This is a genomic window from Arthrobacter sp. LAPM80 (genome assembly GCF_046736435.1).
Classification (GTDB): domain Bacteria; phylum Actinomycetota; class Actinomycetes; order Actinomycetales; family Micrococcaceae; genus Specibacter.
In genome coordinates, this window is the sequence record NZ_JBCHVD010000001.1 from 385,169 (window position 1) to 406,693 (window position 21,525).

At 65.2% G+C, this 21,525-nt stretch carries 16 protein-coding genes and 2 tRNA genes; 16 read left to right on the forward strand and 2 right to left on the reverse strand.

The features are described 5' to 3' along the window. Positions 1-2 precede the first annotated feature (2 nt). From AAGW05_RS01775 to AAGW05_RS01795, 5 genes are all read left to right on the forward strand, one after another. Positions 3-800: an HAD family hydrolase gene (locus AAGW05_RS01775; protein ID WP_411802741.1), complete on the forward strand. Its 798-nt coding sequence runs from the start codon at positions 3-5 to the stop codon at positions 798-800. A 129-nt stretch (positions 801-929) separates the two neighbouring features. Further along, positions 930-1,001, forward strand: a tRNA-Gln gene (locus AAGW05_RS01780). 89 nt (positions 1,002-1,090) lie between these two features. Further along, positions 1,091-1,163: transfer RNA gene (locus AAGW05_RS01785), tRNA-Glu, on the forward strand. Positions 1,164-1,361: 198 nt separating this feature from the next. Continuing rightward, the gene (locus AAGW05_RS01790) at positions 1,362-3,191 is read left to right on the forward strand and encodes a dynamin family protein (protein WP_411802742.1); all 1,830 of its coding nucleotides are present in this window, start codon (positions 1,362-1,364) and stop codon (positions 3,189-3,191) included. Then, entirely contained in the window at positions 3,188-4,798 is a 1,611-nt protein-coding gene (locus tag AAGW05_RS01795) for a GTPase (RefSeq protein WP_411802743.1), read from the forward strand. Before AAGW05_RS01790 ends, AAGW05_RS01795 begins: the two co-directional genes overlap by 4 nt. 97 nt (positions 4,799-4,895) lie before the next feature. On the opposite strand, the gene AAGW05_RS01800 is transcribed toward AAGW05_RS01795, so the two are convergent. Both AAGW05_RS01800 and AAGW05_RS01805 read right to left on the reverse strand, forming a co-directional pair. Further along, the gene (locus AAGW05_RS01800; protein WP_411802744.1) at positions 4,896-5,426 is read right to left on the reverse strand and encodes a DUF1697 domain-containing protein; all 531 of its coding nucleotides are present in this window, start codon (positions 5,424-5,426) and stop codon (positions 4,896-4,898) included. Between the two features lie 68 nt (positions 5,427-5,494). Next, positions 5,495-6,214, reverse strand: coding sequence for an IclR family transcriptional regulator (locus AAGW05_RS01805; RefSeq protein ID WP_103464446.1), 720 nt, complete (start codon positions 6,212-6,214; stop codon positions 5,495-5,497). A gap of 233 nt (positions 6,215-6,447) precedes the next feature. Here AAGW05_RS01805 and leuC point away from each other — a divergent pair, with 233 nt between their 5' ends. From leuC to AAGW05_RS01860, 11 genes are all read left to right on the forward strand, one after another. Continuing rightward, positions 6,448-7,905, forward strand: coding sequence for a 3-isopropylmalate dehydratase large subunit (leuC, locus tag AAGW05_RS01810; protein WP_411802850.1), 1,458 nt, complete (start codon positions 6,448-6,450; stop codon positions 7,903-7,905). Positions 7,906-7,917: 12 nt separating this feature from the next. Then, the gene (gene leuD / locus AAGW05_RS01815) at positions 7,918-8,517 is read left to right on the forward strand and encodes a 3-isopropylmalate dehydratase small subunit (protein ID WP_411802745.1); all 600 of its coding nucleotides are present in this window, start codon (positions 7,918-7,920) and stop codon (positions 8,515-8,517) included. A gap of 527 nt (positions 8,518-9,044) precedes the next feature. After that, positions 9,045-9,554, forward strand: a complete 510-nt coding sequence (locus AAGW05_RS01820; RefSeq protein ID WP_411802746.1) for a MarR family transcriptional regulator — start codon at positions 9,045-9,047, stop codon at positions 9,552-9,554. After that, a complete protein-coding gene (locus AAGW05_RS01825) occupies positions 9,551-13,561 on the forward strand; it encodes an ABC transporter ATP-binding protein (RefSeq protein ID WP_411802747.1) in 4,011 nt (1,336 codons plus the stop codon). Before AAGW05_RS01820 ends, AAGW05_RS01825 begins: the two co-directional genes overlap by 4 nt. A 131-nt stretch (positions 13,562-13,692) precedes the next feature. Continuing rightward, the gene (gene murA / locus AAGW05_RS01830; protein WP_411802748.1) at positions 13,693-15,030 is read left to right on the forward strand and encodes a UDP-N-acetylglucosamine 1-carboxyvinyltransferase; all 1,338 of its coding nucleotides are present in this window, start codon (positions 13,693-13,695) and stop codon (positions 15,028-15,030) included. Positions 15,031-15,059: 29 nt separating this feature from the next. After that, positions 15,060-15,893: a lysophospholipid acyltransferase family protein gene (locus AAGW05_RS01835; protein WP_411802851.1), complete on the forward strand. Its 834-nt coding sequence runs from the start codon at positions 15,060-15,062 to the stop codon at positions 15,891-15,893. A 5-nt stretch (positions 15,894-15,898) separates the two neighbouring features. Then, positions 15,899-16,927: an NAD(P)H-dependent glycerol-3-phosphate dehydrogenase gene (locus AAGW05_RS01840; protein ID WP_411802852.1), complete on the forward strand. Its 1,029-nt coding sequence runs from the start codon at positions 15,899-15,901 to the stop codon at positions 16,925-16,927. A gap of 3 nt (positions 16,928-16,930) precedes the next feature. Next, positions 16,931-18,067, forward strand: coding sequence for a D-alanine--D-alanine ligase family protein (locus AAGW05_RS01845; protein WP_411802749.1), 1,137 nt, complete (start codon positions 16,931-16,933; stop codon positions 18,065-18,067). Between the two features lie 390 nt (positions 18,068-18,457). Further along, positions 18,458-19,123 (forward strand): LuxR C-terminal-related transcriptional regulator, encoded by a 666-nt coding sequence (locus tag AAGW05_RS01850; protein WP_411802750.1) that lies wholly within the window; start codon positions 18,458-18,460, stop codon positions 19,121-19,123. Between the two features lie 101 nt (positions 19,124-19,224). Further along, a complete protein-coding gene (locus AAGW05_RS01855; protein WP_411802751.1) occupies positions 19,225-20,451 on the forward strand; it encodes an ATP-binding protein in 1,227 nt (408 codons plus the stop codon). Then, complete coding sequence (locus AAGW05_RS01860) at positions 20,435-21,436, forward strand: hypothetical protein (RefSeq protein ID WP_411802752.1); 1,002 nt, start codon at positions 20,435-20,437, stop codon at positions 21,434-21,436. The genes AAGW05_RS01855 and AAGW05_RS01860 overlap by 17 nt, the downstream gene beginning before the upstream one ends. The last annotated feature ends 89 nt before the right edge of the window (positions 21,437-21,525 follow it).

Consider the following 21,525-nt stretch of genomic DNA (forward strand, 5'->3'; position numbering starts at 1 on the left):
CCTTGACGCTCAACGCTTCACAAGACACCGCTGCTTCCGCCCCGTTCGCCGGGCGGATCAACGGTGTTTTGTTTGACATCGATGACACACTTGTTGACCTCCATCAGGCCATGGCCGATGCCATGATCCACGCATCCACAGCCCTGCTGCCGGACTTTGGTGCGGCAGACTGGTCCCGGTTTGCCGCCATGTATATGGCCGATCCGCACGACTACTACGACCGCTACATTGCAGGAGAGTTCACCTTCCACGAGCAGCGCGGCCTGCGGGCCCGGGTTGTCTTTGACCATTTGGGCGTGACCGGCTTTGACGATGCCGCCGAGCAGCAGTGGATTGCCGACTTCGAGCTGGCCCAGCCCCGCTCCATCCGGGCCTTCGACGACGTCGTGCCTGTCCTTGCTGCGATGGACGCCGCAGGGATCCCCTACGGTGCCGTCAGCAACAACGTCCACGACTACCAGCGGGCCAAGCTGGACCAGGCGGGGCTGGCGCGCATTGAGGTGCTCGTGGGTATCGACACCGTTTCCGTGGCGAAGCCTGACCCTGCGATCTTCCTTGAAGGCTGCCGCCAGCTGGGCACAGCGCCGGGGGAGACGCTGTACGTGGGGGACAACTACATGCTCGACGGCGTTGCCTCGGTCAATGCCGGACTGCACGGTGTGTGGTTGAACAGGTCAGGCAAGGCGGCCCCTGAAGTCTTTGGTGCGGACGCTGAGGCGGCTGCAGCGGTTCCCGTGATTGCTTCACTGGCAGAAATCCTCGTCCTGATGCGGATTTTGAGCCCTTCCAAGGTGGTGTGATGCAGGACTCAGCTAGAAACGCCTTTTTCGTTTTGCTGTTCCCGACACTCTCAGGTATAGTTTTATCCCGGCGCGAGGGCCGCTGAAGGGCCAAGGAAACTTGAGCGATTCACGGCAGAACGTGGCCATTGGGATATGGTGTAATTGGCAACACATCGGTTTCTGGTACCGACATTCTAGGTTCGAGTCCTGGTATCCCAGCGCTTGCAAAAGCCGCCTTTCATTTGGCGGGTGAAGCGAACATCAAGTATTGTTCTTGAAGTTCACTTTGCTGAAAATGAATGTATTAGGGCCCCATCGTATAGCGGCCTAGTACGCTGCCCTCTCACGGCGGTAACGCGGGTTCGAATCCCGCTGGGGTCACAACTACCCCCGGAACTTCACTGTTCCGGGGGTTTTGTTTTGCCCTTTTTGACTTTCGATCCCGTTCGCGGGTTTCGACACCCGTAGACGGGTATCGAAACCCGCGAACGGGATCATTGTTGCTTGTTTGGTGCGGCGGGGCCTGAGACTCATGGACTTTTCCGGTTGTATTGCCACAGGAACTGGCATGATGAAGCTGTGAACTCCACCGAATCGAGTTATTCAAGCGACAACGGCGCCGCTGCCTTGGTACAAGAGGCCGCCATTGAGCTGCTGGAAACTGTCCGCTCGGAACTGGCGGCCGTCGACCTTCCGCTGGAACTGCCGGGGGTGGAAAACGCCCGCGCGACGGCCGGCGCAGCCCTTGGCCAGCTCGATGACTACATCCTGCCCCGGTGGCGAAGCCTCGACGCTCCGCTGCTGGCAGTGGTGGGAGGTTCAACCGGCGCCGGGAAGTCAACGCTCGTGAACGCCCTGGTGGGCCATCCCGTGGCCAGGTCCGGGGCCATCAGGCCCACCACGCGTCAGCCCATACTGCTGCACAACCCCGGCGACGCCCAATGGTTTGCCTCCGCCAGGGTGCTGCCCACCCTCCATAGGGTCCACGGCGAACTGATCAAGGAGAATACGCCGGCCTCCCGGGCAGGTGTGGCTCCGGACGCGTCAGCCATGACGTCCCTGATGCTCGTGGCCGATCCCGCCGTTCCTGCGGGGGTCGCGCTGCTGGATACCCCCGACGTCGACTCGATTTCAGATGAGAACCGCCAACTCGCGGGCCAGCTGTTGGCGGCGGCCGATCTGTGGCTTTTTGTCACAACGGCCAACAGGTACGCCGACGCCGTGCCGTGGAAACTTCTTCTGGACGCGGCATCCCGGGACATCACCGTGGCTGTCATCCTTGACCGCGTTCCGGCGGGTGCAGAGCAGGAAATTGAACGGGATCTGCAGGAGATGCTTGTCCGCGAGGGACTGGCCGGCGCGCAGTTGTTTGTGGTTCCCGAAACAGTCCTCGACGAACTGGGCATGCTGCCGCCCACTGCGGTGGCTCCCATCAACAACTGGCTGGGGAATATCAGCCAGGACGCTGCCGGCCGGGCTGAGATTGTGCGCCGCACGCTCAACGGCACGGTCCGCTCATTATCCGGCCGCCTTGAGGTGCTCGCCTCGGCCGTACAGGCCCAGCGCGACGCCGGCAGCCAGCTGGGTGACGACGTCCGGGCCGCCTTCATGGATGCCGAAACGCGGATCGGCAAGGCCACAGGCGACGGCTCGCTCCTACGCGGGGAGGTCCTTGCCCGCTGGCAGGACTTCGTCGGCACGGGCGAATTCTTCAGGGCCCTTGAAAGCGGCATCGGCAGGGTCCGCGACAGGATTGGGGCGTTCTTCAAGGGCCAGCCACCTCCTGCGGTCAAGGTCGAAACTGCGATTGAAACAGGCCTGCAGGCGGTCATCGTTGACCAGTGCACGCGGGCCGCCGAGGACGCCGACCAGCGGTGGCGCGCGGATCCGGCCGGCAGGCAGCTGTTGGGAACGGAGGACCTCTCGGGCGTCAGTGCCGAATTCCCCGCAGACGTCGCCGCGGAAATCCGGGCATGGCAGGGCGAGGTCATGGCGCTGATTAAGGCCGAAGGTGCCGCCAAACGCTCCCAGGCCAGGTGGCTTTCCTTCGGTGTCAACGGGCTGGGCGTGATCCTGATGGTCGTCGTCTTCTCCGTTACGGGGGGACTGACGGGAGCGGAGGTGGGAATCGCGGGAGGCACCGCCGTCGTGGGTCAGAAGCTTTTGGAAGCCGTCTTCGGCGAAGACGCCGTCCGCCGACTGGCCAAGGAGGCCAAACGTTCGCTCGACGCGCGCTGCGCCGGCCTGCTTGAGCGACAGCAGCAGGTCTTCCTCGACAGGCTGGGGCCCGTGGAGCAGTTGGCCGGCACGCAGGTGCGGCGCCTTGGCGGGCTCGCCGGTCAGCTGGCCGACCTGGGCGGCGAAAGCGGCGCCGGACACGATAAATCAGGACGGGGGGAGCGCGCATGAGCCGGCACAGGCAGTCACGCGCCGAATCCACGCTGGACAGGCAGCTCGCGGCGCTCAATGAGGCCCGGGAGCTAGGCGAGGGCAGGCTCGAGGACGCAGCGCTGTCGGAGGTTTACGACGTCCTCGAGCGCGCCACATCCAGGCGAACGCTCAGCGGGGACCACACGGTTGTGGGATTTTTCGGCGCCACCGGGAGCGGGAAGTCCTCGCTGTTCAATGCCGTGGCGGGCACAGACGCCGCGCGGGTCGCCGTACGCCGGCCCACCACCAACGAGCCGCTCGCCATGGTCTGGGGCATGGAGGGCAGCGCGCCGCTGCTCGACTGGCTCGAAATTGCAGACCGCCGCGAGGGTGTCCAGGTTTCCGGGCTGACAGACGACGGCGGAGGGCTGGTCCTGCTTGACCTGCCCGATTTCGATTCGGTTCAGGTGGGCAACCGCCACATTGTTGAGCGGCTTGCCGGTCAGGTTGATGTCCTGGTGTGGGTGCTGGATCCGCAAAAGTACGCCGATGCTGCCATCCACAACGATTTCATCAGGCCGTTTTCCTCCCATGCCGATGTGACCCTTGTGGTGCTGAACCAGGTGGACAGGCTCGCCCCGGACGAGGTTGGCCCGGTGCTTGAATCCCTGGTCGGCATTTTGGACCGCGACGGTTTGGGCAAGGTGCAGGTGGCGGCGGTGTCGGCCGTGACGGGTGCGGGGGTGTCCGATCTTCGCCGGCACATTGCCGCCGTGGTCAAGGCAAAGGCCGCAAAGTCCGCCCGGTTGGCCGCTGATGTGGGTGTTGCTGCAGTGCGCCTTGCGGCAGTTTCGGGCGTGGGCGATGCTGCCGGCGTGCACCAGCAGGATAGGAAGGCCCTGGCCGCGGGTCTGGCCGTCGCCGTTCATGTTGAGACTGTGGTGTCCGCCGTGCGGACCTCGTACCGTCTCGATGCGACCAAGCGGACCGGCTGGCCGGTGACGCGGTGGCTTGCCCGGTTCAGGAAGGACCCGCTGCGCAGGTTGAGCTTGCGGCGTGAGGGGTCCCCGGAGGTCAACATGACATCGCTGCCCCCGGCCGGTGCAGCAGAGGTGGCGCAACTGGATTCCTCGGTCCGTGACTTTGCCGATGCGGCAAGTGCAGGGGCGCCGGGTCCGTGGCGGGCCTCCATCAGGGCCGCTGCGCGCAGCAATCGTGGCCACCTGCCCGACGCCTTGGACCAGGCCGTGGCCGGCACAGACCTGAAGGCCAACACCCGCGCCTGGTGGTGGCCGGTGTTCTCAGTCATCCAGTGGTTGGCGCTGCTTGTTGCAGTGGGCGGCTTGGTGTGGCTCGGTGTGCTTGCGGCGCTGGGATACTTCCAAATGCCGGTGCCGGAGGTGCCCAGGGTCGAGGGCTGGCCGCTGCCCACGCTGATGGTGCTCGCCGGTGTGGTGCTTGGCATCTTTCTGGCCATCACCTCGAAGTTCCTGGCCGCAGCGGGGGCCGCAGGCAGGGCGTCCCAGGCACGACGCCGGTTGCGTGAAAGTGTCGCCGGGGTTGCCGAGGAGCTGGTTGTTGCCCCCACCGAGGCGGAAATTGCGCAGTTCCGGGCGTTCCAGGAGGCGTTGGCCGCGGCGCGCTGAACCTGCCCAACGGCACTCGAACGTACAGTTAATGGCAATGTTGGGCGGAAACATTGGCATTAACTGTACGTTCGGCGGGGCGGGGACGGGGCTTTCGCTAAGCCAGGGCGTCGCGGCATTTCAGCAGCGTGCGCAGGTTGCGGGTCGTCGTCGTACTTTTGTACCGGGGACGGGCCGAGAGCTTGCTGAACGGGCTGTCGAGGGTTCCCCCACTTGCGGCGGGCCAGCCGATGGCCTCGGGGCTGAGCCTGACAAGTTCGACGCCGGGAATCTCGCCGCCGTGCCGCGCCAGCTCGTCAAGGACGGCCGGATCCGAGGAGAGCGTCACGTAGCTGTGGGTGGAGGCGTCGTCGGCCGGGTAGGGGCAGGCGTCGATGATCGCGTTTAGCTGCGCATCGTCAAGGATGACGACCCATGCGTCGTAGCCGAACCTCTCACGCAGCAAGGCCTCCACCATGGACTTCAGTTCCCCGGCGGAGGCCTCGGCTGTGCACACCACGTTGCCCGAAGCCAGCAGCGTTTTCACCTTGGTCAGGGGCAGCGTGGCGAGTGCTGTGCGAAGGTCGGCCATCTTCAAGTTGATGCCGCCGACGTTGATCCCGCGAAGGAACACAGCGAATTTAGTCATGCGCAAACACTACCCGAGGGGCAGAATGTGCCACCGATTGTGGCGCCAGAGCGCCCGCGCTCCGGGTGTTAAGAGGCGCTCTTGCGCAGTGCCTCGGTCAGGATGCGGGAGGCGTTGCATACAATCTCGGCGTGCAGGCGGCCGGGCTGGCGGGTCAGGCGCTCGATGGGGCCCGAGATGGAGACCGCGGCAATGACGCGGCCGGAGGGGCCACGCACGGGTGCGGAGACCGAGGCGACCCCGGGCTCACGCTCGCCCAGGGACTGACCCCACCCACGACGTCGGACGCCAGCCAAAACGGTGGGCGTAAAGCGCGCGTTGTGCAGGCCCTCGAGCAGGCGCTCATGGTCCTCCCACGCCAGCAGCACCTGGGCTGCGGATCCGGCTTTCATGGTCAGCTGGGTGCCGACCGGGATGGTGTCACGCAAGCCGATGGGGCGCTCGGCCGAGGCCACGCAGACACGGGAATCGCCCTGGCGGCGGAAGATCTGGGCGCTCTCACCTGTGGAGTCGCGCAATTGCAGCAGTACGGGGCCAGCTGCGGCGATCAAGCGGTCCTCACCAGCGGCCGACGCCAGCTCCACCAGGCGGCTGCCGAGCACAAAGCGGCCCTGCATGTCTCGGCTGACGAGCCTGTGGTGCACCAAGGCAAGTGCCAGCCTGTGCACGGTGGGCCGGGCCAGGCCGGTTGCCGCAACAAGCTGAGCCAAGGTGGTAGGGCCGGCTTCCAATGCATCAAGCACAAGAGCCGCTTTGTCGATGACGCCAACGCCACTAGAATTGTCCATGTAATGATATTACCGTCTCATTATGTGAGATGCCAATCGAAGGATTGGCTTCCGCCCTGATGGGGCTGGAACAGTGGAGACATACAAGCCATCGAACGACTCTGCGGCATTGCTCACATTCTACGCGAATGGGGTTGCGGCAGGCAGGCGTTCAACAAGTGAAGGGAGCTGCTGTGAGCGAGTCAACCACCCCCCACGCAGTGGAGGATGCAGCAGTGGAAGTACCGGCCGCAGTGGAAACGTCCACGCCGCGCCGCGCTGCAAAGACGCTGGCTGAAAAGGTATGGCGCGACCACGTCGTCCGCCAGGGCGAAGGCGAGGGCGACGCCGCCCAGCCCGACCTTCTCTACATCGACCTTCACCTGATCCACGAGGTCACCTCACCGCAGGCCTTCGAGGGCCTCCGCTTGGCTGGGCGGCCGTTGCGCCGCCCGGATTTGACCATCGCCACGGAGGACCACAACACGCCCACGCTGGCCATTGACCGTCCCATTGCTGATCTCACGAGCCGCACCCAGATCCAGACCCTGCGCAATAACTGTGCCGAGTTCGGCGTGCGTTTGCATTCATTGGGCGACGCCGAACAGGGGATCGTGCACGTGGTGGGCCCGCAGCTGGGCCTGACCCAGCCGGGCATGACAGTTGTCTGCGGCGACTCGCACACCTCAACCCACGGTGCCGTCGGTGCCCTGGCGTTTGGCATCGGCACCTCCGAAGTGGAGCACGTCATGGCCACCCAGACATTGCCGCTAAAGCCGTTCAAGACCATGGCCATCAACGTCGAAGGCACCCTGCGCCCGGGCGTGACCTCCAAGGACATCATCTTGGCCATCATCGCCAAGATCGGCACCGGCGGTGGTCAGGGCTACGTCCTGGAATACCGCGGCTCGGCCATCCGCGCCCTGTCCATGGACGCCCGCATGACCATCTGCAATATGTCGATCGAGGCCGGCGCCCGTGCAGGCATGATCGCCCCGGACGAGATCACCTTTGAATACCTCAAGGGCCGCGCCCACGCACCGGTGGGTGAGGACTGGGACGCAGCCCTCCAGTACTGGAAATCCCTGACAACCGAGGACGACGCCGAATTCGACGCCGAGGTCTTCCTCGACGCCGATACGCTGGAACCCTTCGTCACCTGGGGGACCAACCCTGGCCAGGGCGTGTCCCTGAGCGAGACCGTGCCGTTCCCGTCGGACTTTGGTGATGAGAACGCCAAGGCCGCCGCCGAGCGCGCATTGACCTACATGGATCTGGAAGCCGGCACCCCCATGAAGGACATCCGTGTTGACACGGTGTTCCTGGGCTCTTGCACCAACTCCCGCATCGAGGACCTGCGCGCCGCAGCCGACATCATCCGCGGCCGCGAAAAGGACCCGAACATCCGCATGCTGGTTGTCCCCGGATCCGCCCGCGTCCGCTTGGAAGCAGAAGCCGAGGGCCTGGACAAGGTCTTCCTGGAATTCGGCGCCGAATGGCGGTTCGCCGGCTGCTCCATGTGCCTGGGCATGAACCCCGACCAGCTGGAACCGGGCGAGCGCTGCGCGTCCACGTCCAACCGTAACTTTGAGGGCCGCCAGGGCAAGGGCGGGCGCACGCACCTCGTCTCTCCCTTGGTGGCAGCCGCCACCGCCATCCGCGGAACCCTCAGTTCGCCGTCGGACCTCGAACCCGCCAACTCAGTAGCGTAAGGAGCTAACACCATGGAAAAGTTCTCCACCCACACCGGCATTGGTGTCCCGCTGCGCCAGAGCAATGTTGACACCGACCAGATCATTCCGGCCGTCTACCTCAAGCGGATCACCCGCACGGGCTTTGAGGACGCGCTGTTCTCGAGCTGGCGCAAGAACCCGGAATTCATCCTGAACCAGGAGCCGTACAAGGCAGGTTCCGTGCTGGTTGCCGGCGCCGACTTCGGCACCGGTTCCTCACGCGAGCACGCCGTCTGGGCGCTGAAGGATTACGGGTTCAAGGCCGTTCTGTCCTCCCGCTTCGCCGACATTTTCCGCGGCAACTCGGGCAAGCAGGGCCTGGTCGCCGCAGAGGTAGCCCAGGATGACATCGAGCTGATCTGGAAGGTGCTCGAAGAAGCCCCCGGCACTGCGATCACCGTGGACCTGGTAGCCAAGATGGTCACCGCCGGCACGGTTGTCGCCCCGTTCCAGATCGACGACTACACCCGCTGGCGCCTGCTCGAAGGCCTCGATGACATCGGCCTGACGCTGCGCAACGAGCCGGACATCACGGCGTTCGAGGCCACCCGCCCGTCGTACAAGCCGTTGACCCTGCCGGCGAAGTTCTAACCCCTGCACCGCGTGTATTCAGGAACCGGCCCATCCCTCTGTGGGGTGGGCCGGTTTTTTATGTTCCGGTGGCCTTCGGCCACGGCCGGGGTGACCGGGCCACCACGTCGGGGGAAATGTTCCGGCCGATGAGCTGCTCAATGAACCGGCGGCACCGGGGGCATATAGGGATCCGGGGGATAGGGGAGCGGCTCCGATGGGTCCGGTGGCTGGACCGGCGTGGGGCCCGGCGGAAACGGGTCAGGTGATGGCGGCTGTGTGGGATCGGGCGGGACCTGTGGCTGGCCCGGGATGGAAGGCTGTTCGATGGTCATGGGTGCTGTCCTTGGATTGATGTGGCTCCCGCTGTGGAGTAAGGCTGCCCTTTCGACGCTAGATCTCTTCCGGCCTGGAAGCAAGGGGGCAATTTCAGGGAGCTGCGTAGAATCCGGCACAGCAATCACTCGTGCGTGGCGGAACTTCGCTTCCCGGCAAATTCACAGCGGACAAATGGTTCGATGCCCGAACAAAGTGCCTACGCTCTAACCATGGAACAGCGGGAGTTTAGAGGTGAACCGGATACAGCCGCGGCAGTCAGGGCTGTGGTGCGCGTGTCACGTTTGCTCGAGCGGTCGCTGGAGGAACTGAGCCTTCCGCACTACAGGGTGCTGGCGGCCGTTTCAGCGGGCGAGGAACTTGCCTCGAGGGTTGCCGCCCGCCTGGCACTCGGCCGCCCGGCGGTCAGTGCCGCCGTCGCGTCCCTTGCCGAACGCGGACTGTTGGTCCGTGCCGATGTTGCCGGGGACCAGCGGGCGGCAGCACTGCGCCTGACAGATGCCGGCTGGGAGGCGCTGGCCCGCGCCGACGCGGCCATGTCGGGGGAACTGCGGGTCCTTGCCGCAAGGACGGCCGACCCCGAGGGCCTGCTCGACATGCTGGGCTGGCTCAACGAGGCCGTCAGCGCAACGTACGCCGAACGCAGGGCCGGGCGCACCGGCGTCGGACTTGGTACTGTGCCCGCAGCGTCATCCACCAGTGGTGGGCCGGCGGCGCCGTGACCCAGGTCCGGGCCCGCGCCCCCGAAACCGGCACGCTCAAGGTGGAACCCGGGCGGGAAACCGGCCGGGGCTGGGTGCGCAGGCTCGGCGGGTACCTCATGCGGCACAAGGCCGACATGGTGATTTCCCTGGGTGCGGCGATGCTTGGCAGCACGGCCCAGACCGTGGTTCCGCTGGTCACACGGCAGATCGTTGACAACGTCATCCTCATCCCGACCTCGCCGTTGTGGCCTTGGCTGGCGCTGCTGATAGGTCTTGGCGCTGCGACGTTCGCCTTCTCCTACCTTCGCCGGTACCACGGAGGCCGGGTGGCCCTGTCGGTGCAATACGATCTGCGCAACGACATGCAGGAGCACCTGCAAACCATGGATGCAGGCAACCTCGACAGGATGCCCACGGGCCAGCTCGTGGCACGCGCCAACTCTGATTCCGCACTGGTCCAGGGCCTGCTCTCCTTCCTGCCCATCATGAGCGGGAACGTTCTCATGATGCTCCTGTCCATTGGCGTCATGCTCTACCTTTCGCCCCTGTTGGCTGTCATCAGCCTCATCATGGCACCGGCCCTGCTGCTGGTTTCCTACCGCATGCGCTGGCGGATCTTTCCTGCCACCTGGGACGCCCAGCAGCGCGAGGGCGACGTCATTCAAATCGTTGACGAGACCGTCAACGGCGTCAGGGTGGTGAAGGCCTTTGGGCAGGAGCAGCACGAGATCGGGCGGGTCGCCGAAGCCGCGGGCAAACTGTACGGCTCGCAGATGCGCGCCACGAGGCTGCAGGCCCGCTACCAGCCGCTGCTGCAGGCCATCCCGTCGCTGGGACAGGTGGCAGTGCTGGCCGTCGGCGGCTACCTCGTGCTGCACCAGGAAATCACGCTCGGCACATTCCTCGCATTCTCCACCTACGTCGGCCAGCTCATGGCCCCTGCCCGGCAGCTGGCAGGTCTGCTCACCATCGGCCAGCAGGCACGCGCGGGCCTTGAGCGCATCTTCCAGCTCCTTGACCTCAAGCCGGCCATTGCCGACGCCCCGGGCGCCATTGAACTGCCCGATATCGCCGGGGACATTGAGTTCCGCGACGTCACCCTCAGCTACACGGGGATGTCCGACGGCGGCGCGACGTCAGGCGGTGCCGGCACAGGGCTCGCCAACACAGAGCTCGACGGCGTCAGCTTCCGCATTGGCCAGGGAGAACGGGTGGCCCTTGTCGGCCCCAGCGGCAGCGGCAAGTCAACGGCGACAGTTCTGGTCTCCCGCTTTTACGACCCCCAATCCGGTGCCGTGCTGGTTGATGGGCGTGACGTCCGCGACGTCACGCTGAAGTCGCTGCGCCGGCGGATCGGCTCCGTGTTTGAGGAGAGCTTCCTGTTCTCCGACACTGTCAGGGCCAACATTGCCTATGGCAGGCCCGATGCCACCGACGAGCAGATCGAGGCCGCCGCACGGATCTGCCAGGCGCACGGCTTCATTCAGGCGCTGCCGGCGGGGTACGACACCATGGTGGGGGAGCGCGGGCTGATCCTCTCGGGCGGCCAACGCCAGCGGATCGCCCTGGCCCGGGCCATCGTGGCCGACCCGCGCATCCTGATCCTTGACGATGCCACGAGTGCCGTCGACGCCAGGACGGAGGAGGCCATCCATGAGGGCCTGCGCGGGGTCATGCGGGGGCGGACCACGCTCATGGTTGCCCATCGGCTCTCCTCCCTTCCCCTCGCCGACCGGATCCTGGTGTTTGACGCCGGCCGGGTCGTCGCCGGCGGCACCCACGAGCACCTGCTGGCCACAAGTGCAATCTACCGCTCACTACTGACAGGGTTCGTCGAGGACGATGACACCCCTCCTCCGGCGGGGGCAGGCATTGAGGCGCTCGCAGCCTACACCGCACGGAAGAAGGCCAGGGCCGCCGAGGAGTCGGGCCGGGGAACAGGCCCCACCCCCGGAACCACTGCCTCCGCGTGGGGGGAACCGCACGGCGATGGCACCACAACAGCCGGCAGCAGGAGAGGCGCGCGAGCCGCCAACGGAATGGGAACAACCGGTATGGGCGGCCCGATCCTTGGGGCCGGACTGGGTCGCGGCGGGGGAGGCGGCTGGCGGCGCAACCTGGCACCAACCCCTGAACTGCTCGCCCGCGTGGCCGCCCTGCGCCCGGTACGGGACGAGGCCGCCGTCGACCTTGCCAGCGAGACGCGGCCGGACAGGACCTTCGGCCTGTGGGGCCTGCTGCGCGAGTTCCGCCGCCCACTGCTCCTCGGACTGCTGCTCGTGGTGCTCGACGCCGGCGCGTCCCTGATTGGGCCCATCCTTGTCCGGACAGGCATCGACCAGGGAGTCAGCCAGGGGCTTGAATCGGTGCTGTTCGCCGCGTCGGGCATCTACCTGGTCGCCACGCTGGCTGACCTCATCATCGAGGTGGGCGAAACGTTTGTGACGGGCCGGACAGCTCAGCGCATCATGCTGTCGCTGCGGATCCGGATCTGGGCCCAGCTTCAGCGCCTGTCCCTTGACTACTACGAGCGCGAAATGACCGGGCGCATCATGACCCGCATGACAACCGACGTGGACCAGTTCCAGTCGCTGATTGAGAACGGGCTGCTCTCGGCCCTGGTCGCCTTCGTCACCTTTGCCGGCGTCGGAACGGCCCTCGTCATCTTCAACGCAGAGCTCGCCCTGTGCGTGTTCGCCGTCGTCATTCCCCTCGCCATTGCCACCGTGATGTTCAGGAATCGGGCCGCGAGGCTCTACGACCAGTCGCGGGACCGCATCGCCGTCGTCAACGCCGACTTTCAGGAAAGCCTGGCGGGGGTGCGCGAGTCGCAGGCGTTCGTGCACGAGGCCGCCACGATTGAGCGGTTCAACGAATTCGGGCGCCGCTATCTGGAGTCCCGGATGGCCGCCCAACGGCTGGTTGCAACGTACTTTCCCTTTGTCGCCTTCCTCTCCGATGGGGCCGATGCCATTGTCCTGGGCGTTGGCGCCGGCATGGTCACAGGTGGCGCACTGACCACGGGCGCCCTGATTGCATTCCTGCTGTACATCGACATGTTCTTCTCGCCCATCCAACAGCTCTCCCAGGTGTTTGACGCCTGGCAGCAGACACGGGTGTCGGTGCTGCGCATAGCGGACCTGATGAAGATGGAAACGCTCACACCCAATGCCCCGGATGCGGCGGACCCGGGCCTGGTCGAGGGCGAACTTGAGCTTGACGGGGTCCACTTCGGCTACCCGTCGGAGCCAATCCACCGCAGTGGCCGTCGCAGCCCCGCCGATGCCCGGCAGATCGGTCCCGCCTATGCCGGCATGACCAGGCCGCCAGAGGCGATCCGCGGCGTGCAGCTGCGGATCGCTGCCGGGGAGACAGTGGCCCTGGTGGGCGAGACGGGGGCGGGAAAGTCGACCGTGATGAAGCTGCTGATCCGCTTCTATGACCCCGACGCCGGCAGCGTCAGGGTTGACGGGAAGGACCTGCGCGCAGTGGACCTGCCAGGGTACCGGCGCCGGCTGGGCTATGTGCCGCAGGAGGCGTTCCTGTTCACGGGATCCGTCCGCGAGAACATCGCCTATGGCCGCCCCGATGCCGACGACGCCACGGTGGAGGCCGCGGCCCGTGCCGTGGGTGCCCATGACTTCATTGCCATGCTCGACGGCGGCTACCGGCATGAGCTTGCAGAGCGCGGGCGCTCGCTCTCGGCGGGCCAGCGCCAGCTCATCGCCTTGGCCCGGGCGGAGTTGGTGGATCCTGCCATCTTGATGCTTGACGAGGCCACCTCAAACCTTGACCTCGCCACCGAGTCAAAGGTCAGCGCGGCCATGCACAGGCTGGCCAAGGGCCGCTCCACCGTGCTGATCGCGCACAGGCTCCAAACGGCAAGGACGGCGGATCGAATTGTGGTCCTTGCGCACGGGCGGATCGTGGAAGTCGGCTCGCATGAGGACCTGCTCCAGCTGGACGGAGAGTACGCGGCCATGTGGGAATCGCACGAGTCACGTGCCGCCGGAACACCGAAGTAGGGCCTGGGCCAAACCCGCTGTCCGGGAACCAGAAAACACCGTTATTTCGGCATTTTGGACCGAGAAACTATGCTGGTCTGAGGCCGCCGGGCTGTTTGGCTGCCGGTGGTGGAACTGAGGATTGGATGAAGATGAGCAGGATTCTAACGGTCCGTGGTGGTGTTCCGCTTAAGGGACGTGTTCAGGTGCGCGGCGCCAAGAACCTTGTGCCCAAGGCCATGGTTGCGGCACTGTTGGGCAATACGCCCTCAATTTTGCGCAACGTCCCTGAAATCAAGGACGTTGAAGTGGTGACGTCTCTGTTGCAGTTGCACGGCGTCACTGTGGTGAAGGACCCTGTCACGGGCGACCTCACCCTTGACCCCGCCAACGCCAAGAAGGCCAACACCGCGGAGATCAACACCCATGCCGGTGACTCCCGGATCCCGATCCTGCTGTGCGGGCCCCTGATCCATTCCATCGGGCACGCCTTCATCCCCGATCTCGGCGGCTGCAAGATCGGTGACCGCCCCATCGACTACCACCTTGAGGTGCTGCGCCAGTTCGGCGCCGTGGTGGAAAAGACCGGCGACGGAATTTCCATCACCGCGCCCCTGGGCCTGAAGGGCACCAAGATCTCCCTGCCCTACCCCAGCGTCGGGGCCACAGAGCAGGTCCTGCTGTCGGCAACACGCGCCGAGGGCATCACGGAACTGACGGGCGCGGCCACCGAGCCCGAAATCGTCGACCTGATCGCCATCTTGCAAAAGATGGGTGCCATCATCTCCGTGCAGACCGACCGCACCATCCGCATTGAAGGCGTGCAGGAACTCACCGGGTACGTCCACACGGCACTGCCGGACCGCAACGAATCAGCGTCCTGGGCCTCCGCGGCGCTGGTGACAGGCGGCGACATTTACGTTGAAGGCGCCAGTCAGCGGGACATGATGACGTTCGTGAACACCTTCCGCAAGATCGGCGGCGGCATGGACATCCACGACGACGGCATCCGCTTCTTCCATCCCGGCGGAAGCCTGAAGCCGCTCGTCCTTGAAACGGACGTGCACCCCGGCTTCATGACCGACTGGCAGCAGCCCCTGGTGGTTGCCCTGACCCAGGCCGAGGGAGTCTCGATCGTCCACGAGACAGTGTATGAAAACCGCTTCGGCTTCACCGAGGCGTTGACCCGCATGGGCGCCAACATCCAGCTTCACCGCGAATGCCTCGGCAGCATCCCGTGCCGCTTTGGCCAGCGCAACTTCATCCACTCGGCAGTCATTTCCGGTTCGACCCCGCTCAAGGGCGCCAACATCCATGTCCCCGACCTGCGCGGCGGTTTCAGCCACATGATCGCGGCACTGGCTGCCGAGGGCACGTCCACCGTGACGGGCATCGACGTCATCAGCCGCGGCTATGAACACTTCACCGACAAGCTCAACAACCTCGGTGCGGACTTCGACATCCGGGACTCCAAGAAGGTGCTGGTCTAGACGTGGCTGCCACCATCGGACTGCGGACCATGTCCCGGCGCACCCGGGCGTTTTTCGCGCTCCTGGCGGGGGTCGCCCGCCCCATCATGAACGTGCTCACGGCCAAGAAGTGGGAGGGCACCGACAAGCTGCCCAAGGGCGAAGGCTTCATCGTCGTCCCCAACCACTGCACCGAAATTGATCCGATCGTCGTCGGGCACATGCTGTACAACCAAAACATCATGCCCCACTTCCTGGCCAAGGACGGGCTGTTCAAGACACCCGTGCTCGGGGCTGCCCTGCGCGGCGCCAACCAGATCCCGGTTGAGCGCAGCGGCGCCGGCGCCGGCAAGTCACTTGACGGCGCCAAGAAGGTCCTTGATCTGGGCGGCGCCGTGGTGGTTTACCCGGAGGGAACGCTCACCCGCGACCCCGACCTCTGGCCAATGAAGGGCCGTACAGGTGCTGCCCGGCTGGCGCTGAACACCGGCGCGAAGGTCATCCCGGTGGCCCATTGGGGTGCCCAGGAAGTCTTCCCGCGCTACGCCAAGGGGTTCAAGATTTTCCCCCGCAAGACGACGCGCGTCCTTATCGGTGACCCCGTGGACCTGAGCGAGTTCATGGGCCGCACCGGGGACAAGGCAACCCTTGACGCCATGACCGAAAAGATCATGGCCGCCATCACCGGGTTGCTCGAAACCCTTCGCGACGAGAAGGCCCCGGCCGAACGCTGGGACCCCGTGGCCCACCAGCAGAAATCGCACGGACGCTTTGTTGAACGCGGCGCAGACAGCTCGAAGAACAGTGCGCCGAAGGACAGTGCGCCGAAGGACGACAAGTTCACGAACGACGCCGGAACAACAGAAACAGGGGACCTCCAGTGAGTTACATGGATGGCAATGCGCCGGCCAAGACAGCGGTTTTGGGTGCGGGCAGCTGGGGGACGACCTTCGCGAAGATCCTTGGCGACGCCGCTGCGGGGACCGACCGAAGGATTGTGTTGTGGGGCCGGCGCCAGGAAGTCGTGGACCAGGTCAACGACCACCACCGCAACCCGCGCTACCTCTCAACCACCGAGCTGCCTGCCAACATCTCGGCGTCCACAGACGTCGCAGAGGTCCTCAAGGACGCCGAACTCGTGGTCCTGGCCGTTCCCGCGCAAACCTTGCGTGAGCAGCTGCGGGGGTGGGCCGGCCTGATTGCCAAGGACGCCGTCGTCGTCAGTTTGATGAAGGGGCTGGAACTGGGCACCGACCAGCGCATGTCCGAGGTCATCGAGGCGGAACTGGGTCTGAGCCCGGACCGCGTCGTGGTCATTTCCGGCCCCAACCTGGCCATGGAAATTGCCCGCCAGGAGCCCACGGCTTCGGTGGTTGCCTGCGTCGATGAGAACACCGCGAAGTGGGTTGCGACGGTGTGCAAGCCCAACTACTTCCGCCCCTACACGGTTTCCGACGTGGTGGGCGTTGAAATTGGCGGGATCGTCAAAAACGTCATCGCTCTGTGCGTTGGCATCTGTGAGGGCCAGAAGGTCGGCGACAACACGAAGGCCTCGGTTATCACGCGCGGATTGGCCGAGACCACCCGGCTGGCGCTGGCCCTGGGCGGCAAGGCCGAGACCATGGCAGGACTTGCCGGGCTCGGCGACCTCGTGGCCACCTGCTCCTCCTCCCTGAGCCGCAACCACACCGCCGGGCGCATGCTGGGCGAGGGCCTGACCCTTGATGAGGTCAACAACCGCATGACGCAGACAGCCGAGGGCATCAAATCCGGGCGTGCGGTGTCCGATCTCGCGGCCAAGATGGGCGTCGATATGCCCATCACCAATGCTGTGGTCGGCGTCCTTGAAGGTAAACTGACTGTCGATGATCTGGGTCCGCTGCTGCTGGCCCGCCAACTGAAATCCGAAGGCGACTAACGCGTGACTACCGATTCCCCTGCCACCACTGCGCCCATTCGCGTCGCCATTCTCTTCGGCGGGCGCTCAAGCGAGCATGCCGTGAGCTGCGTGACCGCCGCCGGTGTGCTGGGAGCCATTGACAGGACCAAGTACGACGTCGTGCCCATCGGCATTGCGAAGAACGGCCAGTGGGTCCTGGCTGGCGAAGACATCGAGGGCTGGTCCCTGAACTCCGGTGCCCTGCCGGAGGTTGCGGCGGGGGAGCGGACTGTTTCGCTGGCCCACCTGGGCGGCGGGCACCAGCTGGTGGTTTCCGAAGCATCCCAGGTCCCGCAGGAATTGGGCGGGGTCGACGTGGTGTTCCCGCTGCTGCACGGGCCCTGGGGCGAGGACGGAACCGTCCAGGGCCTGCTGGAACTCAGCGACACCCGTTATGTCGGGGCAGGCGTTTTGGCCTCCGCCATCGGCATGGACAAGCACTTCATGAAGGTGGTTTTTGAGGCTGCCGGGCTGGCTGTCGGGCCATACGTTGCTGTCACAGACCGCGAATGGACCATCGACCCGGCTGCCGTACGGGACCGTGTTGCCGCCCTCGGCTTCCCTGTTTTCGTGAAGCCCGCTCGGGCAGGGTCCTCCATGGGCATCTCGAAGGTCGACTCCCTTGACGGCCTCGATGCCGCCATCGAGGAGGCCCGCGAACACGATCTTAAGCTCGTCATTGAGGCCGGGATCGTGGGCCGCGAGATCGAGATTGCCGTTCTCGAGGGCCGGGGGAGCTGCGCCCCACGCGTCTCCCTGCCCGGTGAAATCGCCATGGTCGACGGCGCACACCACCAGTTCTACGACTTTGAGGCCAAGTACGTCCAGGGCGGTGCCGTGAACCTCAGCTGCCCGGCCGACATGCCCGAGGCCGACATCGCCCGCGTCCGCGAGCTGGCCGCCCTGGCGTTCGACGCCGTCGGCGCCGAGGGATTGTCCCGCGTGGACTTCTTCTACACCGAAGCGGGCGAGCTGATCATCAACGAGATCAACACGATGCCCGGCTTCACGCCGAGCTCGATGTACCCGCAGATGTGGCAGGCATCGGGGATGGGCTACCCGGAACTGATCGATGAATTGCTGCAGTTGGCACTGCACCGCAAGGTCGGACTGCGCTAGAGGCTGCTCCCCACCCCGCGGGCCTGGGTCCACGGTGTGACGGCGCGCGAACCAGAATAATTAGCGGGACGCCACCCTGTCCTAGCCGGCATGGAACTGGCATGGCGGCCCCGCCGGCCGGGGAACCGTCTGGGCGCCTGGTCCAGGCCGACGTCACCAAGCCCCGCGTGCTGGCCCCGCTGATCGCCAACGGTGCGTTCGCCTTATCCGGAACGACGTGAGGCCCAAACGATCAGCCGCCCCGCTCGTTTGGACAGTTCTCCCATCAGGGTCTTGCATTTCGGTACCGATTTGCGTAATGATGACGGCTTTCCTGTCACAAGGCCAAAAGCGCGGACCCCGCCCCTATGCTGATGGATATCAAGTACTGGAACTAGCGCTGGGGGTCCAATGTCCGGGCAGGTCATCCGTGTTGGCGTTGTCGATGACAACGAAGTTGTCCGCATTGGTTTCTCGGCCGGCGCTGCATTGGATGCGAAAGTTGCGCCGAAACCCTTGAAGGTGGTCGGCCAGGCCGAGACCGTCGGCCAGCTGCTGCAGGGACCCCCGCGAATGTTTGATGTGGTGGTGCTGGACCTTTCACTCGCCGACGGCTCGGAACCCGGGGACAACGTGCGTGCCATCCTCGAGGCAGGCTATCCGGTGCTGGTGTTCAGCCTGGGAGACAACACTGACGCCATCAGGGAAGCACTGGCGGCCGGTGCCTCCGGAATTTCGCGCAAGGCCGAGGACATCCGCCACACCCTTGACCTTGTCCGCCTGGTGGCGGCAGGCCAGACCGTCGACAACCAGGAACTGGCCGTTGCCATTTCCGCTGACACCGGATTCACCGCCGCGGAATTAAGCGACAGGGAACGGGAAACCCTGAATTTTTACGCCACGGGATTCACCCGGGGCCAGATTGCCACCCGGATGAACATTTCAGCGAACACCGTGGGCACCAACATCAAGCGCATTCGGGAAAAGTATGCCGCCGCCGGCAGGCACGCCCCCACTAAGTTGGAGCTTTACCACCGCGCCCTGGAAGATGGCGTCATTGCGCCCGAGACCGCGTAGGGATCCGGATGAGCCTGTTAAAGGGGCATAGTTCGGCCGAATCCACGGCCGGCCCGAACCCGCCGCCGCCTACGAAGCCCACCAAACCTGGCAAGCCCATAATGGCCCTCAGGCCAAACTCGGTTGAGCTGACCGAACTGGTGCTGGCCCGCTGCATCGGGGCTTTCGCGCTCGTGCTGATTGCTCTGGCGCTGCCCGACCTCCTGAAGGGCGACGGGCCCACCATGGGTCCGGACTACGCCGTTTTTGTCTTCCTGATCCCGGCACTGACAGTGGCCGCCATCATCCCGCGCCGTCGCGGGGACCTGCGCCGCATCTTCGCTGGCGGCGCGGCCTCCATGATCATGGGAGGGTTCCTGCTATGGCATCTGGCAGTCATCGGCAACGGCATGAGCCCCGACGCGAGGCCCTGGCAGTGGGGCATCGCCGGGGCCGGAGTGGGCCTGATGTCGGTGGCACGGAACAACAAATTGGCCGGAATCTATGGGTTCGCCTTTGCCTTCCTGGTCCTGCTCATCCCCATGATGCCCGCCGGCGCCAGCAGGGAATGGGCCGATTCCTGGCAGGACGCGCTGCTGACTATCGCCATGACATCCGTCATCGTTGCCCCCGTCTGGGCGTTGCGGGGGGCCGTGCTGGAACAGGACAGGATTGCCGTCGAGGCGGTGGAAAAGTTCGCCGACGCTGCCTGCTCGGAAGCCGTATCGAGGGAACGCCGCCGCCTAGACTCGCTGACCCACGACATCATCCTGAGCACGCTCATCGTGGCCTCCCAGTCACGCAGCCACGAGGTTGAATCCGCCGCGGCGAGGGGCGCCGTGGCCGCCCTGGCCCAGCTGGATGTCGTCAAGCACGACGCCGAGACCTCCGACGGCGGATCCCTCACGGTTGCCGAGTGGCTCAGCAGGCTGCGGACCGTCGTCGGCAGTGGCGGTGGCGGTGTGCCGGTGCACCTGGCTGGAGCGCCACAACCAGTTCCGGTCCAGATTCCCCTTTTGGTGGCTCGAGCGCTGACCCAGGCCGCCGCTGAAGCCGTCCGCAACGCGGCAAAGCATGCCCCGGTCGCCAACGTGCAAGTCAACGTTTCCTTTCCCTGGCACAAGCCTGACGCCCTGTGCACGGCCAACGTTGTCGTTGAGATTTGCGACGACGGGCCGGGTTTTGACGTGACGGCCATGCCGTTGAAGCGGATGGGTGTGAGGGGTTCAATCATGGAGCGGATGCAGGACGTGCAGGGAACGGCAGGGATATTTTCGAGCCCCGGTTCCGGAACCCTTGTCAGGCTGCAGTGGCAGCGGGGAAGGGGCTCACATGGACCAGGTCATTAACAAGTGGTTGATTCTGGCTTTCGCGATTCCCATGCCGGTGGCCCATGTCCTGCTCGGAATCGCCAATCTACACAAGGAAACCTCGCCATGGCCAAGCCTGCTGGCCATGGTGATCTGCCTTGGGCTGGTGGTCCTGGTCATTTGGCCAACCACCGAACACACCCTGCCGCTGGCATCTGCGTGGGTGGTGGTTGCCGGGGTGGTGTCCATGGATGTCCTTGTCACAAGTGTCCTGCCCGTGGGGGGACACCCGGGCTACGCGGCGTGGCACCACGGCGCCGTCCAGATGCTCCTTGTGGCGACGGCGTTCAGGAACCGACTGGGACTGGCCTGGCTGGGAATGATGATTTATGCCGTGTTGGATTTCCGTGCGTCAATGCACCATGGCTTGTCCGTGGTGGATGGGCTGGCCTTTGTCCTGACACCCATCATGTGGATGGCCATCGCATCGGCCGTGATCATCATGTTGGGGCGCAGCCGCAGCAACATCGCCGCGTACACGGCCCAAAGCCGCGAATCGGCCACCCGGCTGGCGCGCGAACATGCCCAAGGCCTCTACCGCGACAAGTGGATCCTTGAACTTGAGCAGGCCACCCGCCCCGCGCTTGAGGCCATTGCCGCCGGGAATCTGACTGACATGCAGCGGGCGGACCTGGCACTGCTCGAGGCCGAGCTTCGGGACCAGATCCGTGGGCGCCTGCTGGCCACCCCAGAGGTTGCCCGGGCGGCAAGGGCCGCGCGGCGGCGGGGCGTCAAGGTTGACCTTCTCGACGACAGGAAGGTACCCCTGGCCCAGCACGTTCTGGAGGACGCCGTCGCACGCCTTGTCCAGGTGCTGAACCAGGCGGTGTCGGGGGCGGTGCGCGCCAGGGCGCTGCCTGCCGGTGAGGATCCGATGGTGACCATCCTGGCCTTTGACGAAACCGAGGAACAGAACGAAATTTTCGCTCAGATCAGCGATTCACACATCGAACAGGCGAGGTAGCCAGACTTGAAACGACCGCCCCCTTGCAGCCCTGCCCTCAAGGAAGCGCCCACCTCCGCCGAATCCCGCACATCGGCCGACGGCGCAGT